The sequence below is a fragment of the Bradyrhizobium sp. 179 genome, from assembly GCF_023073535.1.
Lineage (GTDB): Bacteria > Pseudomonadota > Alphaproteobacteria > Rhizobiales > Xanthobacteraceae > Bradyrhizobium.
In genome coordinates this window covers 1-17,448 of sequence record NZ_JADPJR010000142.1, presented here as the reverse complement: position 1 = coordinate 17,448, position 17,448 = coordinate 1, and the positions used below count along the sequence as shown (strand labels likewise).

7 protein-coding genes and 5 pseudogenes are annotated in these 17,448 nt (G+C 62.8%); 8 read left to right on the top strand and 4 right to left on the bottom strand.

The genetic code is table 11. The features are described from left to right. Nucleotides 1-425: 425 nt before the first annotated feature. A pseudogene (locus IVB12_RS32900) lies at nucleotides 426-738 on the bottom strand (ArdC-like ssDNA-binding domain-containing protein); the annotation flags it as partial. Nucleotides 739-1,235: 497 nt separating this feature from the next. Beyond that, a pseudogene (locus IVB12_RS32895) lies at nucleotides 1,236-2,035 on the bottom strand (DNA ligase); the annotation flags it as partial. A 451-nt stretch (nucleotides 2,036-2,486) separates the two neighbouring features. Between IVB12_RS32895 and IVB12_RS38545 the strand changes: the two are divergent. The 7 genes and pseudogenes from IVB12_RS38545 to IVB12_RS32860 all read left to right on the top strand — a co-directional run bounded on the left by IVB12_RS38545 (nucleotide 2,487) and on the right by IVB12_RS32860 (nucleotide 13,847). Then, the gene (locus tag IVB12_RS38545) at nucleotides 2,487-2,804 is read left to right on the top strand and encodes a hypothetical protein (RefSeq protein WP_346658533.1); all 318 of its coding nucleotides are present in this window, start codon (nucleotides 2,487-2,489) and stop codon (nucleotides 2,802-2,804) included. A 333-nt stretch (nucleotides 2,805-3,137) separates the two neighbouring features. Further along, nucleotides 3,138-3,320, top strand: coding sequence for a hypothetical protein (locus IVB12_RS32885; RefSeq protein ID WP_247279078.1), 183 nt, complete (start codon nucleotides 3,138-3,140; stop codon nucleotides 3,318-3,320). 503 nt (nucleotides 3,321-3,823) lie between these two features. Further along, nucleotides 3,824-4,780: a zincin-like metallopeptidase domain-containing protein gene (locus IVB12_RS32880; RefSeq protein ID WP_247305847.1), complete on the top strand. Its 957-nt coding sequence runs from the start codon at nucleotides 3,824-3,826 to the stop codon at nucleotides 4,778-4,780. Between the two features lie 108 nt (nucleotides 4,781-4,888). Then, nucleotides 4,889-7,000, top strand: a pseudogene (locus tag IVB12_RS32875) (ParB/RepB/Spo0J family partition protein). Nucleotides 7,001-7,179: 179 nt separating this feature from the next. Continuing rightward, a pseudogene (locus IVB12_RS32870) lies at nucleotides 7,180-11,530 on the top strand (bifunctional class I SAM-dependent methyltransferase/DEAD/DEAH box helicase). Further along, nucleotides 11,530-12,591 carry a toprim domain-containing protein gene (locus IVB12_RS32865; protein WP_247305845.1) on the top strand — a complete coding sequence of 354 codons (1,062 nt, stop codon included), beginning with the start codon at nucleotides 11,530-11,532 and terminating at the stop codon, nucleotides 12,589-12,591. The pseudogene IVB12_RS32870 and the gene IVB12_RS32865 overlap by 1 nt, the downstream one beginning before the upstream one ends. A 332-nt stretch (nucleotides 12,592-12,923) precedes the next feature. Next, nucleotides 12,924-13,847 carry a DUF2493 domain-containing protein gene (locus IVB12_RS32860; RefSeq protein WP_247305842.1) on the top strand — a complete coding sequence of 308 codons (924 nt, stop codon included), beginning with the start codon at nucleotides 12,924-12,926 and terminating at the stop codon, nucleotides 13,845-13,847. Nucleotides 13,848-13,965: 118 nt separating this feature from the next. Here IVB12_RS32860 and IVB12_RS38540 read toward each other — a convergent pair whose 3' ends face one another. Next, a complete protein-coding gene (locus tag IVB12_RS38540) occupies nucleotides 13,966-14,145 on the bottom strand; it encodes a hypothetical protein (RefSeq protein ID WP_346658532.1) in 180 nt (59 codons plus the stop codon). An 865-nt stretch (nucleotides 14,146-15,010) separates the two neighbouring features. Between IVB12_RS38540 and IVB12_RS32850 the strand changes: the two genes are divergently transcribed. Beyond that, nucleotides 15,011-15,331, top strand: coding sequence for a DUF736 domain-containing protein (locus IVB12_RS32850; RefSeq protein ID WP_247305839.1), 321 nt, complete (start codon nucleotides 15,011-15,013; stop codon nucleotides 15,329-15,331). Between the two features lie 1,477 nt (nucleotides 15,332-16,808). Here the strand turns inward: IVB12_RS32850 and IVB12_RS32845 are convergent. Continuing rightward, nucleotides 16,809-17,448: pseudogene (locus IVB12_RS32845) on the bottom strand (IS5/IS1182 family transposase); the annotation flags it as partial.

Sequence of the window (17,448 nt, the reverse complement as noted above, 5' to 3'; positions counted from 1 at the left end):
GACGGGCGCGCTTCGCGAGCGGCTTGCTACAGTCCTGCAAACAACAAGGGGGTCACTTCCTCATGTCGCTGCGGGGTCAAATCCGGACGTCGCTTGACAAATAGTCGGGTTCCGCAGAATACTTTTTGCGATACCACGTCGCCCAATCGGCCTGGTTCTCTACGCCTTGCGCGAGAGCAACCCGACGAACCAAGTCCAAAGTGATCTTCCAGCCAGTCGGAATCCCGGCCGTACGAGAGAGACCAGAGCCGAGAAGCAAGGCATAGACGCCTTTGTTCTCGAACGTTGAGAATGCGAGCTGAGTAGTCGGGTCGCTCGATAAAATGCTCATGGCAGGCGCGAATCAGTAGGAGGGAAGGATCCGAGCATAGCAAGATTGCGCAGCAAACGACCGCCGCTCGCGCCAGCTCGGGCGCGTCGGTTGCGAATCGGTCGGCGGTCGTGCCGCGCTCGCCGTTGCGGACATTGCCGCCGAGCGGGAGCGCCTGGCGGAGGTGAACCGGCTCTGGCCCGAAAAGCTGTGTTCACCGCGGCGCTCCAAAGGATCAGCACGTTGATCCCGGAATAATTCCGCCTTGGTCGCGGCGTTGGCAAGCGGCGCCTTCGCAGCCGCCGTCCTCCAAGGTTGGACCCAGGCGCGCGCCCGGCCTCAAGTTCTGCGATGATATTGTCGGTGATTTCATCATATGGGCTCGCCCGGTCCTGGCCAGTCCGAGCTTGTCTGGTCTTTCTGGACATCACCGATTTCCGCGGCGGGCCACCCGTCGCAGCGAAGCCGGTCCGCACTCTCACTCTGAAGGGGTGTTGCGGGGGGCCGCAAAAAGGATCGGCTGAGACCAATGCCGGCCGCAAGGCGTTCCCCTCAGAAGCGCAAAGCCGGGTTTCACTGGGCTATTGGCGCCTAAAGAGGCGCCCCCCGGCAAATTTCGACATGAAGTAAGACCGTCTCAGTTGGCGACCTCGTCGTTATTGTAGCGCGTCCTCTGTTGTCCCATCGCGGCATTTGATGCGGTTGAACAAAGGCGGTCGGGGTCGAGGCGGACCGGACATCGACCCAGATCTGTGAGTACCCTAGTACGCGTACTGCGGCTTGGTTCACGGCGGCGCGGTCCCGTCGCTTCTCAGGAGCGAGCTCCATGACGGCCCGATGTAGCTCGGCCGGTATCGTGCAGTTGGCTTTCCAAGGGATTGTTGGCCCACTTGTTGGCCCACTGCCAGGCGATCGAATGCATCCATCACAGGTCCTCCCGCAGGCCCCGGTAGAACGGGTGCCGGACCTTTCCCTCGGCCGACTTCGCGCGATACTCGGTCTCGGCGAGCAGCTTTGGTTCGACCCAGATGCCCTTATGTGCGATCCGCTTCGTGTACGGTTGCGTCTTCCGGATCAGCGGCATCAGTTTCTTCTGGAGGTCAGCGGCGGACGTCTTGTCAAATCCGTGGTCGACCTTGCCCGCATAGACCAGATCGTCGCCGTTGCGGCGATCGACATCGATGCCGTCCCATTTTCCCTCGTCGAGTCAGCGATCGTCAGTGTCTCGCGCTGGATGCAGGTTTTCTTGACCCAATCGCCTGTACGCCCCTTCGGATAGCGAGCATCTCGCACCTTCGAGACGACGCCTTCCAGACCGAGTTTGCAGGCATGCGCGAACATCTCGCGTCCCTCGATCTCGAAGCTTTCGTTGAACTGGACGTCGGTACCATCGACGATTTTCCTGAGCTCGGCTTTCCTCTGGATCAGCGGCAGCTTTCGGAGATCGCGGCCATTCAGGTAGAGCAGATCAAAGACCACCAGCACAATGCTCTTTGACTTGCCCTTGAGCTCGTTCTGCAGCACCGAGAAATCCGTGGTGCCGTCGGCGGAGGGGACGACGATCTCGCCGTCGATGACGGCTGAGCTCGCGCTGATCCGCCACGCGTGATGGGCGACCTTCTTGAAGCGGTGGGTCCAGTCATGGCCGCGGCGCGTGAAGACCTTCGCCGCCTCGTTGGCCAAGTAGATCTGGACCCAGTAGCCGCCGAACTGGATCGTGTGGATCGGCGCGGTCCTGCATCCAGCCGTGGTACTCACACTCGCGGATCGCGCCTGCCTCCTCCAGCACGGCTACCGCCCGCCCGCGTACCGTGCGGGTCGCCGTTCGCCTCTCCTTGGTCATCAGCATCAAAATCGCTCCTGCGCGAGGGGCGAATCCTTGCGGCCCTCAATCCGTTCCGGCTGCTAACACAGAGCAGGGATTCCAAATCGTCGGGGCAGGTGCTTTTCCACGTGTTCCGCCGCCCTGTGCATAGGCTGTAAGCTTGTCGCGCCTCGTCTGGCAAAGGGTGCTGCAGCGCCTTTGCCTCATCCCAAGCGGCGCATTGGGACACAACTTTCCTCTTCGCCGGTTGACCAGCCTACCATCTAAGGCGAGAACCTGCCGACGCAGAAACCACTCGAGAACTGGCCAAATCCAATCCGCGAGATTTGATATAGCTACAAGGTCATTGGAATGCGTCGAACCTCTGTCGCTTTGATTCTCACCATTCTGTCGGGTGTGGCGCTGGCCGACGATTTTGTTGGACAGGCGAGCGTGATCGACGGTGACACGCTCGAAATGCATGGGGTGCGCATCCGGCTTTGGGGCATTGATGCACCGGAGAGCAGTCAGCTGTGCCGCGGCGAAGACAGCTTACAATATCGTTGCGGTGCACAGGCGGCGAACGACCTTGATGCCTTCATTGCCAGCCGTCCCGTCAATTGTGTTCCAGTCAGCCTCGACCCGTATGGCTGTTGCGACCTGCTCGGTCGCAGGCAGGGATCTCGCTGAATGGCTTGTACGGAGCGGTCTTGCGTTGGATTGGCCTCAATATTCGAAGAGAAGATATCACAAAGCTCAGCGCGAGGCTGAGCGTACCGGCCAGGGACTCTGGAAGGGCAGCTACGTCGAGCCGTGGCTCTATCGTGCATGCATTCGGGCAAGTGGAAAGCCGGCCACCTGCTCGGATGACACAAATGCCCATCCTTGATGCGGTTCCGGAGAGATGCCGATCCACAACGTGTATTGGCCTATCATCACAGGTTGGGCAGGTGGCTCTGGCGCGGTTTGGGCGACTCACGCTACCCATCATTCCCAATCACCTCACTGCACAATGGGAATGAAATGGTTGCAGCAACCCGTGAATTGCCGACCTCTGGTTACGCGATTGAAGTGGACGGCCGGTTCAAAGCCGAATTTACAACCAGAGACGGCGCCAAGGCGGCTGGCGAAGAACTAAAGAAGCGTTTTCCGTTGCTTCAGATCAGGATCTACGACGCGCAGACGCATGCTCGCGAGGAAATCTAGATCGCCGGTTCGAGTCTAAGCGGAGTTCTTCCGCTTGCGCGCGTGCGGCTTTCGTCGCATCGGGCTCTCGTGGAACCGAGCCGCTTTGCGTCTCGGCCGTCCCGGTTTCGATCCCTCGCGCCACGAGCTTCGGAGCTACGCCGGGGGCACTCGGAAAAGGGGGCTCGCCTTCGGCGATCGCTATCACTGCGCCGTTCCCGGGTGCCGCTGTTAACCGGTCTCGTCGCTGCACTCGGACCCGCGTGCCCCTTCGGGTCGCTATGCTCACGCTCTCCGGGTGCCATTTTCCGCTGAGGTGATGCGCCGTTGGCGCACGCCTGATCAGGGCCTGCGGCCCTGGGCGGTCAAGGCCAAGCCCTATGATGAAATGGACGGAAGGCGGGCCGCCTCGTAGATTTCGCACTCTCTCGCGGAGAGGCTGAGAGTAAGAGTGTCGCGCGGATTTGCCGTGACGGGTTACAGGCTGCGAGAGAGGCTCGCAGCGCCCGCCGCGGAGACCTGCGATGTCCAGACATTATCCTCGGGCGTGCACCGGTGAGGACCGGGCGAGCCTTTATGACGAAATCACCAACAAGATCATCGCCGAGCTGGAAGCCGGCGGAGTGCCATGGGTGCAGCCATGGGACTCCGCGGCGGCGAAGGCGCAATTGGCCTTGCCGAAAAGCGCCGCGACCGGTCGCCACTATAGCGGCATTAACATCTTAATCCTCTGGGCGGCCGCAACCGAGCGCGCATTCACAGGTCAGAGCTGGCTTACATTTCGCCAGGCGCTGTTGCTCGGCGGTCACGTCCGCAAGGGCGAGCGCGGCACGACCATCGTCTACGCCGATCGTTTTGTGCCGGCCGTCGAAAAGCGGCGCGCGAGCGAGAACGGTGAGGAAGCGCAGGCCATTGCATTCCTCAAGCGTTTCACGGTGTTCAACAGTGATCAATGCGAGGGCTTGCCTTTCGAGATCACAACGACGGCATCGCCTCCGCCGCCAGGCCTGATCGAGCCCCGGGTCGAAAAGCTTATCAAGGCCACTAGCATCGACTTCCGGATCGGCGGCAATCGCGCCTTCTATGTGCCGGCAGAAGATTATGTGCAGGTGCCGCCACCGCAAGCCTATTTCGAGCCGATCAATTGGCATCGAACGGCCCTGCATGAGCTGGCGCATGCCAGCGGCCATCCGTCACGTCTCAACCGCGACTTGTCAGGCGGCTACGGGACCAGGAAGTACGCGTTTGAGGAACTGGTTGCGGAGATCTCGTCTGCGTTCAGTTGCGCTTCGCTCGGTATCGTGCCGACGGTGCGGCACGCCGACTATATTGGCTCCTGGCTTGAAGTGCTGCGAGAAGACAATCGCGCGATTGTGCGAGCTGCTTCACAAGCCAGCAAGGTTGCGGACTATCTCCTTGGATTCTTGCCGGAAGTTGTTGTCGACATGACGACCGAGAGAGCGGAGCAGGAGGCAGCGTAAAGATCTTGCCAGTCACTTCGGAAACGAGAGTGAGAGGGGAGATGCGGTTTTCGCGACGGGTTGGAGGCCGAGAGAGAGGCTCCCGGCCGCCCGTCGTGGAGAATCCACATGACCAAGGCTGTCCAAAAGATCACGCTGTCGCCCTCGCGCGACATTCCGTTCAACAAGCTGGTGCTCAGCCAGTCGAACGTGCGGCGCGTAAAAGCGAGCGTTTCGATCGAGCAGCTCGCGGAAAGCATTGCGACGCGCACTCTCTTGCAGAGCCTGAATGTCCGGGCTGTACTCGATGGAGGGTAACGAAACCGGCATGTTCGAGGTGCCAGCGGGAGGTCGGCGTTATCGCGCACTGGAACTTCTCGTCAAGCAGAAGCGCATGGCGAAGACGCAGGTCGTTCCGTGTGTCGTGCGCGAGGGCGGCATCGCAGAAGACGATTCGCTTGCGGAGAACGACGAGCGGGCAGACCTTCATCCCCTTGATCAGTTCCGGGCCTTCCAGATTTTGAGTGGCGCCGGCATGTCCGAGGAGGATACCGCGGCTCGGCACTTCGTGACGTCGGCCGTCGTGAAGCAACGCCTCCGGCTGGCGTCCGTGTCGCCAAAGCTGCACGACGTCTATGCCGAAGACGGCATGACGCTCGAGCAGCTCATGGCCTTTCCGGTCACCGCGGATCCGATGCGGCAGGAACAGGCCTGGGAGAATGTCAGCCGCTCGGGCTACGATGAACCCTATCAAATCCGGCGGATGCTGACCGAAAATACTGTGCGGGCGTCAGATCGCCGCGTGCAGTTCATTGGGCTCAAAGCTTACGAGCAGGCGGGCGGCGGCGTTTTGCGTGACCTGTTCGAGCACGATGATGGCGGCTGGCTTCAGGACATTGCTTTGCTCGACCGTCTTGTCACGGAAAAGCTCAAGGCGAGGCCGAGACGATCGCAGCCGAAGGCTGGAAGTGGATTTCGCTCGCCGTCGATTTCCCCTACGGCCATGCGGATGGCCTGCGCGAAATAGAGGGCAAACCTGTCGATCTCTCCCTGGAGGAGCAGGCCACCATCGACGCTCTGAACGCCGAGCAGGCGAAGCTCGAAACCGAGTATCAGGATGCGGATGAGCTTCCCGAAGAGGTGGACAAGCGTCTCGGCGACATCGAGGCGGCGCTGCTGGCGCTCGAAGACCGGCCGAAAACTTACGATCCGGCCGAGATTGCCCGGGCCGGCGTCTTCGTCAGCCTCGATTCCGAAGGACGGCTTTCCGTCGATCGGGGCTATGTTAGGCCTGAGGATGAGGCGCCTGCGGCCGGTCTCGATGTCGAGCCGGGCACCGATACGTCGTCGACTGAAGGGCAGGAGACTGGCGGTTCCGCAACGCGCACAGCGATCTCGGTCGCAGGCGTATCGACCGAAGCCGAGGAGGATGATGAAGACCCGGCAAGGCCGTTGCCAGATCGGCTCATCATTGAACTGACGGCGCACCGTACGCTGGCATTGCGGGATGCGCTGGCCGAAAATCCTGCGATCGCGTTCCAGGCGGTGCTGCACAACTTCGTGCTGACGGCCTTTTACCGGTTTTGCTTCGTCCGGGAGCTGCCTTGAGATTGGGCTGCGCACGCCAACCTTCCTGCTCAAGCTCCGGGCTTGAGGGAAAGCGTCTCGGCTAAGGCTGTCGAGGTGCGGCATGAGGCTGGAACGCACGGTTGCCGAAGAGCGAGAACGATCTCTGGGATGCGCTGACGGCTCTCGATGGTGGTGCACAGGCGTCGCTGTTCGCCCACTGCGCGTCCTTTGCGGTCAACGCCGTCTATGAGCCGGCCAATCGTTACAATCAGGGTCGCGTCTCAGCCCACGGCGTCCGCACGCGTCTCGACCAGGCCAACGTGCTAGCGCGCGCTGCCGGAGTTGACATGGTGCAGGCTGGCTGGAGACCGACCGTCAACAACTACATGGCCGCGTCACTAAGCCTCGCATTCTGGAGGCGGTGCGGGAAGCCAAGGGCGAGGCGTCGGCGCAACGATCGACCATCTGAAGAAGGCCGACATGGCCAAGGAGGCCGAGCGTCTCCTGGATGGCTCGGGCTGGTTGCCGGAGCCGCTGCGCCTCGACGATTCCAGCCCGTCTTCGGCGGAGCCGGAAGGTGAAGCGGGCCCGCTGCCAGAATTCCTCGCTGGCGAGGAGGATCCGGAGAACGGCAGCGACGAGCATCCGCAACAGCTCGACGCGGCTGAGTGACAGCATAAGGGCTGGCTCCGGCTGGCCTGCGCTTGCTCGGGGACCGATGCACAGCGTCGGTCCCCATTCTTATGACCGAGGCTGAGAGGGAGAGTGGGGCCGGGATGAGTTTGAATCGCCGTGGTCTTGAGGAGAGCGCCGGGCGATTCGACCCGTTCCTGCTCTCCGAAAGAAATCCCATGACCGACTCTCTCGCAAGCGGCGCTGCCGCCGCGCCGCTCCCGATGCGTGCCGCTGCCACTATCACCTCCGCTGCAGTCAGGGCTGCGCGACAGCTCTTGACCGATCTCGAACGCGGCCGGCGCATCGATGCCGCCGTCCTGGGTGGCGCCCTGGAGGCTGCCTTCGGCGCCTCGGATGCGGCAGGTAGCTGGAATTGGAAGACCGCCTATGACACCTGCGAGGCGGCCACCGTTCTATTTCTTCGCAAGTTCGGTCCGGCGATGGGGACCAAAGCTGGTTCGACGGCGGCGATGTTGCCGATGCTGGCGAGAGTAGCCAGTCTCCTGCCGACGCACACGCGGCGTTCCGAGGACAGCCAGGCGCTTCAACAATTCTCGACGCCGATCCCACTGAGGCTGGCTGCATGTACCGCGGCCTGCGTCACGCCTTCCGACTGGGTTTTGGAGCCGTCTGCGGGGACCGGCTTGCTCGCCATCTTTGCCGAGCTCGCCGGCGGCGCATTGGTATTGAACGAGTTGTCCGAACCCCGTGCGGAGTTGCTGGATCACCTGTTCGCCGGCCTTGAGGTCGCCCGGTTCGACGCCGCCCAGATCGATGATCACCTCGAAACCGATTTCGTACCTAGCGTCGTCTTGATGAATCCGCCGTTCTCGGCGCTGGCGAATGTCGATCGGCGAATGGCGGACGCGGCGCTCCGGCACATCGCTTCGGCCTTGGCGCGCCTTTGCGACGGTGGGCGTCTGGTCGCCATCACGGGTGCAAGCTTCGGGCCGGACAATCCGGCGTGGCGAGATGCCTTCGTTTGCCTTCAGGGACGCGCGCGAGTTGTGTTCTCTGCCGCCATCGATGGCGCTGTCTACGCGAAGGCCGGAACTCAGATCGATACAAGGCTGCTTGTGATCGACAAGCAGCCCGCGGCGGACCCGAATGTCTTTCCTGCCTCGCTCGGCATGGCGGCCGATGTCGCTACCTTGCTCGACTGGGTGACCCAACATTTGCCTCCGAGGCTAGCTGTTGCCGCCCCAGTCGTGATCAGGGTCGCTAGACGCCCCGTGACGTCACGGTCCCTCGACGCCTCTGCACCATGTCCTCCCTCTACTTCCAGCGGCGCCGCGCAAGAAGGCGTCGAACTTTCGTACGAGACGGTCGAGTGGTTGCCGCCGGAAGGCGCCAGGCTTACCGATGCGCTTTATGAGGAATACGCATTGCAATCGATCCGTATTCCGGGCGCGCATGCACACCCGACCAAGCTCGTGCAATCCGCCGCGATGGCCTCGATCGCGCCGCCGAAGCCGTCTTACCGACCACATCTGCCGGCCAATCTCGTGGCGGATGGTATCCTGTCGGACACCCAGCTTGAGAGCGTCATTTACGCCGGCGAGGCGCATTCCGAATTCCTCGCGGGCTCCTGGACGGTCGATGCAACCTTTGACGTTGTCGCGGCCGCGCGCGACGACGCAGAAAATGCCGTCCGCTTTCGCCGCGGCTGGTTTTTGGGTGACGGCACCGGTGCGGGTAAGGGGCGGGAGGTCGCCGGCATCCTGCTCGACAACCGGCTCAAGGGCCGGCGCCGCGCAGTCTGGATCAGCAAGTCGGACAAGCTGATCGAGGATGCACAGCGCGACTGGTCCGCGCTCGGCATGGAGCGATTGCTCGTGACGCCGCTGTCTCGGTTCCGGCAGGGCACAACGATCCGGCTTTCGGAAGGCGTCCTATTTACCACCTACGCTACGCTGCGAACCGACGAGCGCGGTGAAAAGCTGTCGCGCGTTCGGCAGATCGTCGAATGGTTGGGCTCCGATTTCGACGGAGTGATCGTCTTCGACGAGAGCCACGCGATGCAGAACGCGGCAGGCCAGAAGGGCGAGCGCGGCGACCTCGAGGCGATTGCATGCAATCGTCCGGGGGCAGCCTCTCAGCAGGGGCGTGCCGGCCTGAGGCTCCAGCATGCGTTGTCGAATGCCCGCGTGGTCTATGTGTCGGCAACCGGTGCCACGACGGTCCACAATCTCGCATATGCTCAGCGGTTGGGATTGTGCGGCGGCACCGACTTCCCGTTCGCCACCCGCGCCGAGTTCGTCGAGGCGATCGAGGAGGGTGGCGTTGCGGCCATGGAAGTGCTGGCGCGCGACCTTAAGGCGCTCGGTCTCTACGCGGCCCGCTCGCTATCTTACGAGGGCGTCGCGTACGAACTCATCGAGCACCAGCTCACGCCGGAGCAGGTTCGCATCTACGACGCCTATGCCGGCGCGTTCAGCGTCATCCATAACAATCTCGATGCGGCCATGCGGGCCGCGAACATCACCGGCGAGACCGGCACGTTGAACGGCCAGGCCAAATCGGCCGCGCGATCGGCCTTCGAGAGCGCCAGGCAGCGTTTCGTTGGTCACCTCCTGACCTCGATGAAGACGCCGTTGCTGCTCCGCTCGATCGAACGCGATCTCGAGGCCGGCCATGCCGCCGTCATCCAGATCGTCTCGACCGGCGAGGCGTTGATGGAGCGCCGGCTCGCCGAGATTCCGACCGAAAAGTGCGGCGACGTCCAGGTCGATATCACCCCGCGCGAGTATGTCCTCGATTATCTCGCCCATTCCTTTCCGGTCCAGCTTTACGAGCTCTTCACCGACCAGGACGGCAACCTCTGCTCCCGGCCTGTCTATCGTGACGGTCAGCCGGTTGAGAGCCGGGAAGCTGTCGCTCGCCGGGACCGTCTCATCGAAAAGCTCGCCTCGTTGCCGCCGGTCCCGGGTGCGCTGGATCAGGTGATCCAGCGCTTCGGCACCGACGTGGTCGCCGAAGTCACCGGCCGCCCACGCCGCATCGTTCGCAAGGGCGAGCGGCTGGTCGTCGAAAACCGGGCCGGCTCGGCCAACCTCGCCGAGACCGCGGCGTTTATGGACGACGTCAAGCGGATCCTCGTGTTCTCCGACGCGGGTGGCACGGCCAGGAGCTACCATGCAGAACTGTCGGCGCGGAATCGCCGCCTGCGGGTCCACTATTTGCTCGAGCCCGGCTGGAAGGCGGACGCCGCGATCCAGGGGCTCGGCCGCACCAACCGGACCAACCAGGCGCAGCCGCCGCTGTTTCGCCCGATCGCGACCGATGTGAAGGCGGAAAAGCGCTTCCTCAGTACCATTGCGCGCCGGCTCGACACGTTGGGAGCCATCACGCGCGGCCAACGCCAGACCGGAGGGCAGGGCCTGTTCCGGCCCGAGGACAATCTCGAAAGCCAGTACGGCCGTGACGCGTTGCGCCAACTCTACACGCTGCTGGTGCGCGGCAAGGTCCAGGGGTGCTCGCTCGAGAGATTCGAGGATGCGACCGGCCTGAAGCTCACGGACACCAATGGGATCAGGGATGACCTGCCGCCGATCACGACGTTCCTGAACAGGTTGCTGGCGCTCACGATCGAGCTTCAGAACATCCTATTCACCGTCTTCGAGCAGCTGTTGACCGTCCGGATCGAGGGTGCAGCTGCATCCGGCACCTACGACGTCGGGCTGGAAACGCTCCGCGCAGAGAGTTTTGTGGTCACAGACCGACGGACGATCTATACCCATCCGGGCACTGGCGCCGAGACCCGGCTTCTCACGATTACCCAGCGCCAGCGCACTCATCCGGTGAGCCTGGATGATGCTCTTGCTCGTCGTTCCGACCATCGTGCCGTCCTCTTGATCAATGAGCGATCTGGCCGTGCCGCCCTACAGCTCCCGGCTCCGAGTTTCATGCTTGATGACGGCCAGATCGAGCGGCGCGGGCGCCTGATCCGCCCCATGGAGCAGCACAGCGTCTCCCTCAAAATGATGACGCAAAGCCATTGGGTCGAAGCGGATCGTGAGCGTTTTGCCGCAGCCTGGCTGGCGGAGCTTGCCGAGATCCCAGCGTTCACGGAAAGCACGATCCACGTCGTGGCCGGCCTGCTGCTTCCGATCTGGAAGCGGCGGCCGAACGAGTCGACCCGGGTGTATCGGCTCCAGACCGATGTCGGCGAGCGCGTCATCGGCCGTAAGGTCTCCGCAACCTGGGTCGCGAACGTCCTTGCGGCCGACGCGCCGGCACTGACGTCGGACGCCGCCTTTGCCGCGCTGATGGAGGGGCGGACCGTCCTTGAGCTTGCGGAGGGGCTCCAGCTACGCCGTGCCCGGGTGATGGGCGCATACCGCATCGAACTGTCTGGGTTCAACGACACGATGCGCGGACCGCTTGCGGGCCTACGGCCTCTTCGGAGTGATCATCTCCTGGAAGCTGCGCATATTCGTGCCCACGGAAGCGACCGGTTTCGAGATCCTGTCGAAGGTGCTCGAGCAGTATCCCATCGCGCGCATCAGTGAGCGGGAGGCCGCCTGATGCGCCGCGATGCTTCCGAGCTGGCACACCGCCTCGCGCGCGAGGCGGAGGCGGTGTGCCGACACTATCTCTCCAACGGCAAGCGGCAGGGACGATACTGGCTCGTCGGAGACGTCCACAACACCCCGGGGCGCTCGCTGTTCGTGCGGCTCCAGGAATCGCCGAAGGGGGCTGCCGGCAAATGGACGGACGCTGCGACCGGCGAGCATGGCGATCTCCTCGATGTCATCCGCGAAAGCCTGGGCTTGCGTGACTTCCGCGAGACCGCCGAGGAAGCAAGACGCTTCCTGAAATTGCCTCGCGCTGAACCGGAACTCGCCTCAAAGCCCGTCGGTCCGGCAGCACCGGCCGGATCGCAAGAGGCCGCCCGTCGGCTCTTTGCAATATCCAGCCCGATCGAGGGGACCGTGGTCGAGACTTATTTGCAGGGGCGCGGAATAGCCGACGTCCACGATGGCGGCAGTCTGCGTTTCCACCCACGCTGCTACTATCGGCCGGACGAGCACCAGCCGACCGAGACTTGGCCGGCGATGATCGCTTCTGTCACTGACTTTGATGGCAGGATCACCGGGGTACACCGTACTTGGCTCGACCCGGTCGGCTTTGATCGCGTTCGGCTGGGCAAGGCTCCGATCGATACGCCACGGCGCGCGATGGGCGACCTCCTCGGCAATGCCGTTCGTTTCGGCGTGGTGGACGATATACTCGCCGCCGGAGAGGGCATCGAGACCATGCTGTCGCTGCGCTACGTGTTGCCGACAATGCCGATGGCCGCTGCGCTTTCGGCCAACCACCTCGCGGCCATGTTGCTGCCGTCTGGCTTGCGTCGGCTCTATATCGCTCGCGATGCCGATGCCGCCGGTGATACGGTGCTCGCGCTTCTGACCCAGCGCGCAGCAGACGCCGGCATTGAAGCGATCGCGTTGTCACCACGGCTGGGCGATTTCAACGAAGATCTGCACGTCTTCGGTCTTGACGGTCTCCGAGCGGCCTTGCGGATTCAGCTCGTACCTGAGGATGTCGTCCGCTTCCTGCATTCGTCGACGGTGCCCGCGGAATAGGTCACGACGGTTCGATCGACCGTGACAGGTCGGTCATGGGCGAGGCCAATACCGGAAGGGGACGCGACCTTGCGCCTTCTGGAGGGCGATCGGACGGCAAGCGGCCCGGGCCGGCAATGGCTGCGTCCGGCTATTTTCCGCCGCGCCGGCGATTGAAACGCACGTCATATGTCTAGTCAGCGCGCTTTGCATCGCGAAGCAAAATAGCCGGCCTTCGCCATCCTCCGCTGCCGCTTCGGCCCTTCGGGTTCTGGCCTGTTCCGCCCGCCGTCTGAGTGATCGCCACGAAGGCCGCGAAGGGCGCGGCCAAACCCGGCAAAGGACCTCCTTCCATGACCGACCATGACGACGTCGAACCGCCGCACGCCTCTTCTCCGACCGACCACGTCCTCACCGAACTACAGCTCTTCGGCTACCGTCCCTTCGACGACCAGCCTGACCCGAGACCGCTTCCCGAAGGCAAGATGATCTCCGGGGCCGTGGCCGATATCTTCGACGCCCTGGTTGCGACCCTGAACGACACGCGGCTCGAGCCGGACCTTGACGATCTGCTCTGGTCGACCGTCAACTTGTTCCATCGTGCCGTCGATCGCATCGAACGCCAGCTCGACGACAACGAGCAGGCGCAGCACAAGAGCCAGCGCGAGCAGAACGGCTCCGAAGTACGATCGGTCGAACTCGAGCGCCTCACGGCTGAAGGCATCACGCTGATCGAGCGCCGCAACTGCCTGGAACTCTTCCGCGACCAGGCCATCGAACGCTTTGAAGTCCACACCGGTTCGTCCTGGCGTCCGCGGTCGGGGTCACTGGTCAACCACCGCACGCTAACCGCGGCAATGATCGACTCCCGCGACTTCATCGCAGCGAAACGCCGCGCCGAGACCGAGGTCCTGGTGCCGCCAGGACCCAAGATCGCACTCACCGGCGGGCTCGACTTCAACGACCACCACCTCATCTGGGATCGCCTCGACAAGGTTCACGGGAAGCATCCCGACATGGTCATGCTCCATGGCGGCTCCCCGAGAGGCGCCGAACTCATCGCCTCCAAATGGGCGATCAATCGCAAGGTACCGCAAATCGCCTTCAAGCCCGACTGGACCAGGCACGCCAAGGCGGCACCGTTCAAGCGCAACGACGCCATGCTCGGGCTCCTGCCGATCGGCGTCATGTACTTCCCCGGCACTGGAATCCAGGACAATCTCGCCGACAAGGCGAAGCGGCTCGGCATTCCCGTCTGGAAGTTCGGCGGCGCGTGAGCGCCGTCTTGCTCGCATCTAAGATGGCAGGGTGGAGTTGCACGCCGCAACTCCGCCTCGTTTCGATATCAGGTCCGAAGCCGCGCCGCGGTGGTGGTGGGAGGCGCGACCAGTACATCTATGCACTGGAGCCACCGCCATGCTTGCCCTTGGACTTGTCCTCAACACATTCGGCATCGGCTTGTTCTGCTGGCTGATCTTTGCGCTGGCGGTCTATGCCTTGTCGTTTTTTCGTCGCACTCAGTGTCTGGATGTCGGCATTTCGTGATGGCGCGGGCGTTTTCGGTGCACTGCTCATCGGAATTGCTTCCGGCGCGCTGACGCTTGCCGCTGGTCAGGTCGCCACGCCCTCAGTCGGATCCGGACGTTGCGCATCACGATCGCAGCCGCATTCGCCGTCCCTGCGGCTATCGCTGGCTATCATGTGATGTTCGCCCTCTCGCAGATCGGGGTGCCTTCGCTAGCTTGGCGCGAGGCCTTCGCTTGCCTGCGTGCGGTTTGCATCGGCGGCGCGGCATGGACGCGATTGAGAGTTTTGGCGAAGACCCGCCCACTCGAGTCAGGTCGGGCGGTGGAGCGGTTCCAGCCAGTTCTTACCGCCACTCTCCGCAAGGGATGACCCTTGCGCCTTCATCATCGAACAGGTTCGCTTAGATCGGTACGTTGAATGAGGGATCATCGGGACGCGAGCAGGGAGCCAGTCCTTCTCGGAGTGCCTTGACCAATCCGCGTCCATTTCGGCCCAACCCACGTAGCTGCAGCGGTGCGGCGTGCCCCTTGATCATTCCTTCGAAGAGGACACCGCCCTTTGCAGCAGATTGTTTCTCTTTCTACGCCGGATCGTTCGCCGCTCTTGTTCAGAGGAACCGAGATATGCCACGTCTTCTCCTTATTGCGGTTCAGCACGCGACGCACGTGGCCTCTTTGATGGCTTGATCTGGCCTAAGACCGGCTGCGCCTCGATCGTCTGAGCCGCAACGCCATTGATGCGACTTTCTTCCCCTGGGCTTCGCCCATTCCTCGCGAGACAAGAAAGTCGCCACAACGGCGTCCTCCGCTGCGCTCCGGCCCTTCAAGCGGGTGCGTCGCCGATCGTCTTCGGCTTCAGATCGCCATCGAGGCCGCGGTGGTCGCGGGCTCGAAACACAAACAGGAGAAGTAACATGGCTAATATCGGTTCGTTCAAGAAAGTCGGTAACGAGTTTCACGGCGAGATCGTCACCCTGAGCCTTCAGACCAAGGGCGTCCGCATCGTCGCCGAAACCAACCGCTCCAGCGACAATGCGCCCAGCCACCGCATCTACGTGGGCCGGGCGGAGATCGGGGCAGCCTGGTCGAAGCGCTCCGAGGAGGGCCGCGACTACCTCTCGCTCAAGCTCGACGATCCCTCCTTCAACGTACCGATCTACGCGAACCTGTTCGATGACGAAGGCGGCGAGGGGTACACCCTGCTCTGGTCGCGGCCGCGCAAGAACGGCGAGTGAGACTCGCTCTAAAGCCCGCCCGAGTTGATCGGGCGGGTTCCTTTTGGAGCCTAAAGTCGAAAACATCAACGCTGCGCCGCTGCATCGCCGCAGTCGATTTTCGTGATTTCGCCTTATAGCTCTTACGCAGCAGTGCTATTTCTTCTTGGAACTGGCTCGCCGGCTTGCGACCTTAGGCGAGTCCTTCGGTGTTGTCGCTCCTCTGGGTGGCTGAACCGAGCCTTCAGCATAAGTGAACACCCAGCGTGTCGGCCAGCCAGTCGAGAAACATCAATTCTCCGGTTCTCAGATTGCCTTCCGAGGCCACCATATATGAGTGGTCACTGCCGGCACTGTAGGCACGTGGCTCTTGGGGAACCGAGGCCTTGCCGATGCTGGTCCCAGTTGTGCGGAGCGCGTCTGCCTCGCCGCTGCGCAACCGTCTGCTGATCTTGCATCGGGCAGCAACAGACAGGCACCCACGGTTGGTGTGCTGTAGTGCGCATTCAGGGAGAGCAACATCACCTTTGGTTCAAAAATGCGCCGCGGCCGGTGTCCCGAGCCACAAGTCCCCAATCGTAGATTTGCATTAGATTTGCGTCGCTGTGCCAAGATGGAGGATGTAGCAGGGACGAGAATGTGATGGCGCTCCGGCAACTTGCCTCCCTGACATTGAGCGATGAAGTTCGTGCCGAACAAGTCGCTGACGACGCGGCGGAAGACGGTTCTGGTGCTGGCGCTGCGAGCGCGAATCATGCTGACCTGCGCGGAAGGCGGTCAGAACAAGGAAGTGGCGGCCAAGCTGGGCCTTGAGGGGTCGAGGGTAGGGGGCGGCGTTTTGTGGAGCGGCGCGTGGCGAGCCACGCTTCGGACCCCGCGTACGGTTGAGGATGCCCGCATCGAAGCCGCGATCGTGAGGACCTTGGAGAGTTGCCCTGAGAACGCCATCCATCGGAATTCCCGCGGCATGGCGAAGGCCAGCGGCCTGTCGGTGTCGACCGTGCAACGCATCTGGCCGGGCTTCGGGCTCCAGCCGCACCGGACGGAGACCTTCAAGCTCTCCACGATCCAAACTTCGTGGCCAAAGTGCGCGGCGCTGTGGGCCTTTACGTCCGGCCGCCGGAGCTCGGTGTCGTTCTATGCGTGGATGAGAAGTCGCAATCCGGGCGCTGGACCGCAGCCACCATGCTGCCGATGCGTCCCGGCCAGCCGGCCCGAAGGAAGGATGACTAAAGAAGATATGGCACCACATCGCTGTTCGCCGCTCTCGACATTGCGACAGCACGAGCCAACGGCGAAGTGCTAACGAGGTCGCCGTGCTGCCAAATTCCGTCAGTTCCACGACGAGATCGAGGCCGCTGTGCCGCGCGAACTCGAGGTCCATCTCGTCATGGACAATTACGCCACGCATAAGTCGTCGTCCGTGAAGAACCCTGAATTCAGGCTGGATTGATTCCGGTCGGGCGAAGAGGATGGCCAGGATTTGCCACAACGAGAGCCTGAGCCAGCAGATCAGGCCGCGGAAGTTGTAGCCGACGGCGGCGAGGACGGCGTTGCTGGCGTCGCCCTCGCGATGCCAGAGATAATTGCGGCCCATTCGATGCTCGGATTTGAGATGCCCGATGACCGGTTCGACGGCGGACCGCCTTCGCAGCTCGCGCGTGATCTGTGGCGTCACCCGCCGCTTCTGCCCTGACGTGAACACCCTGAACTTGTAATCGGGTGGGGCATTGTGGCCGCGATAGCCCTTGTCGGCGAGGAGGCGCTCGAGGGTATTGCCGATGAGGGCTTCCATATCCGGGATCACGGTTGCGAGCGTATGCCCGTCATAGGGGTTGCCGGGCGGCGCCTTCACGTGGGTCACGAACTGACCGCCTTTGGCGTGCGCCAGCGACGTTGCAACCGAGACTTTGACGCCGAACTCGTAAGGCCGGTGGGCCTTGCCCTTGCCGATGCACTCCACCTCGGGCGCGTGCAGCGAATAGACCTTGGGTCCACGCCGGTGCTGCTTCTGCTCCAGCACGCGTCGCGCCCGCGCCAGCATGCGCTCCAGCACGATCCCGGCAAGCAAGTCGGCGTTGCCCCCGAGTTTGCGGCCGATGTCGCGGATAATGCGGCCGAGATAGGTCTTGAGCTTC

Bases quoted from the DNA above. Each gene is read 5' to 3' on its own strand.
- IVB12_RS38545 (WP_346658533.1), top strand. From the start codon at position 2,487: ATGCGTCGAACCTCTGTCGCTTTGATTCTCACCATTCTGTCGGGTGTG.
- IVB12_RS32885 (WP_247279078.1), top strand. From the start codon at position 3,138: ATGGTTGCAGCAACCCGTGAATTGCCGACCTCTGGTTACGCGATTGAA.
- IVB12_RS32880 (WP_247305847.1), top strand. From the start codon at position 3,824: ATGTCCAGACATTATCCTCGGGCGTGCACCGGTGAGGACCGGGCGAGC.
- IVB12_RS32865 (WP_247305845.1), top strand. From the start codon at position 11,530: ATGCGCCGCGATGCTTCCGAGCTGGCACACCGCCTCGCGCGCGAGGCG.
- IVB12_RS32860 (WP_247305842.1), top strand. From the start codon at position 12,924: ATGACCGACCATGACGACGTCGAACCGCCGCACGCCTCTTCTCCGACC.
- IVB12_RS38540 (WP_346658532.1), bottom strand. From the start codon at position 14,145: ATGAGCAGTGCACCGAAAACGCCCGCGCCATCACGAAATGCCGACATC.
- IVB12_RS32850 (WP_247305839.1), top strand. From the start codon at position 15,011: ATGGCTAATATCGGTTCGTTCAAGAAAGTCGGTAACGAGTTTCACGGC.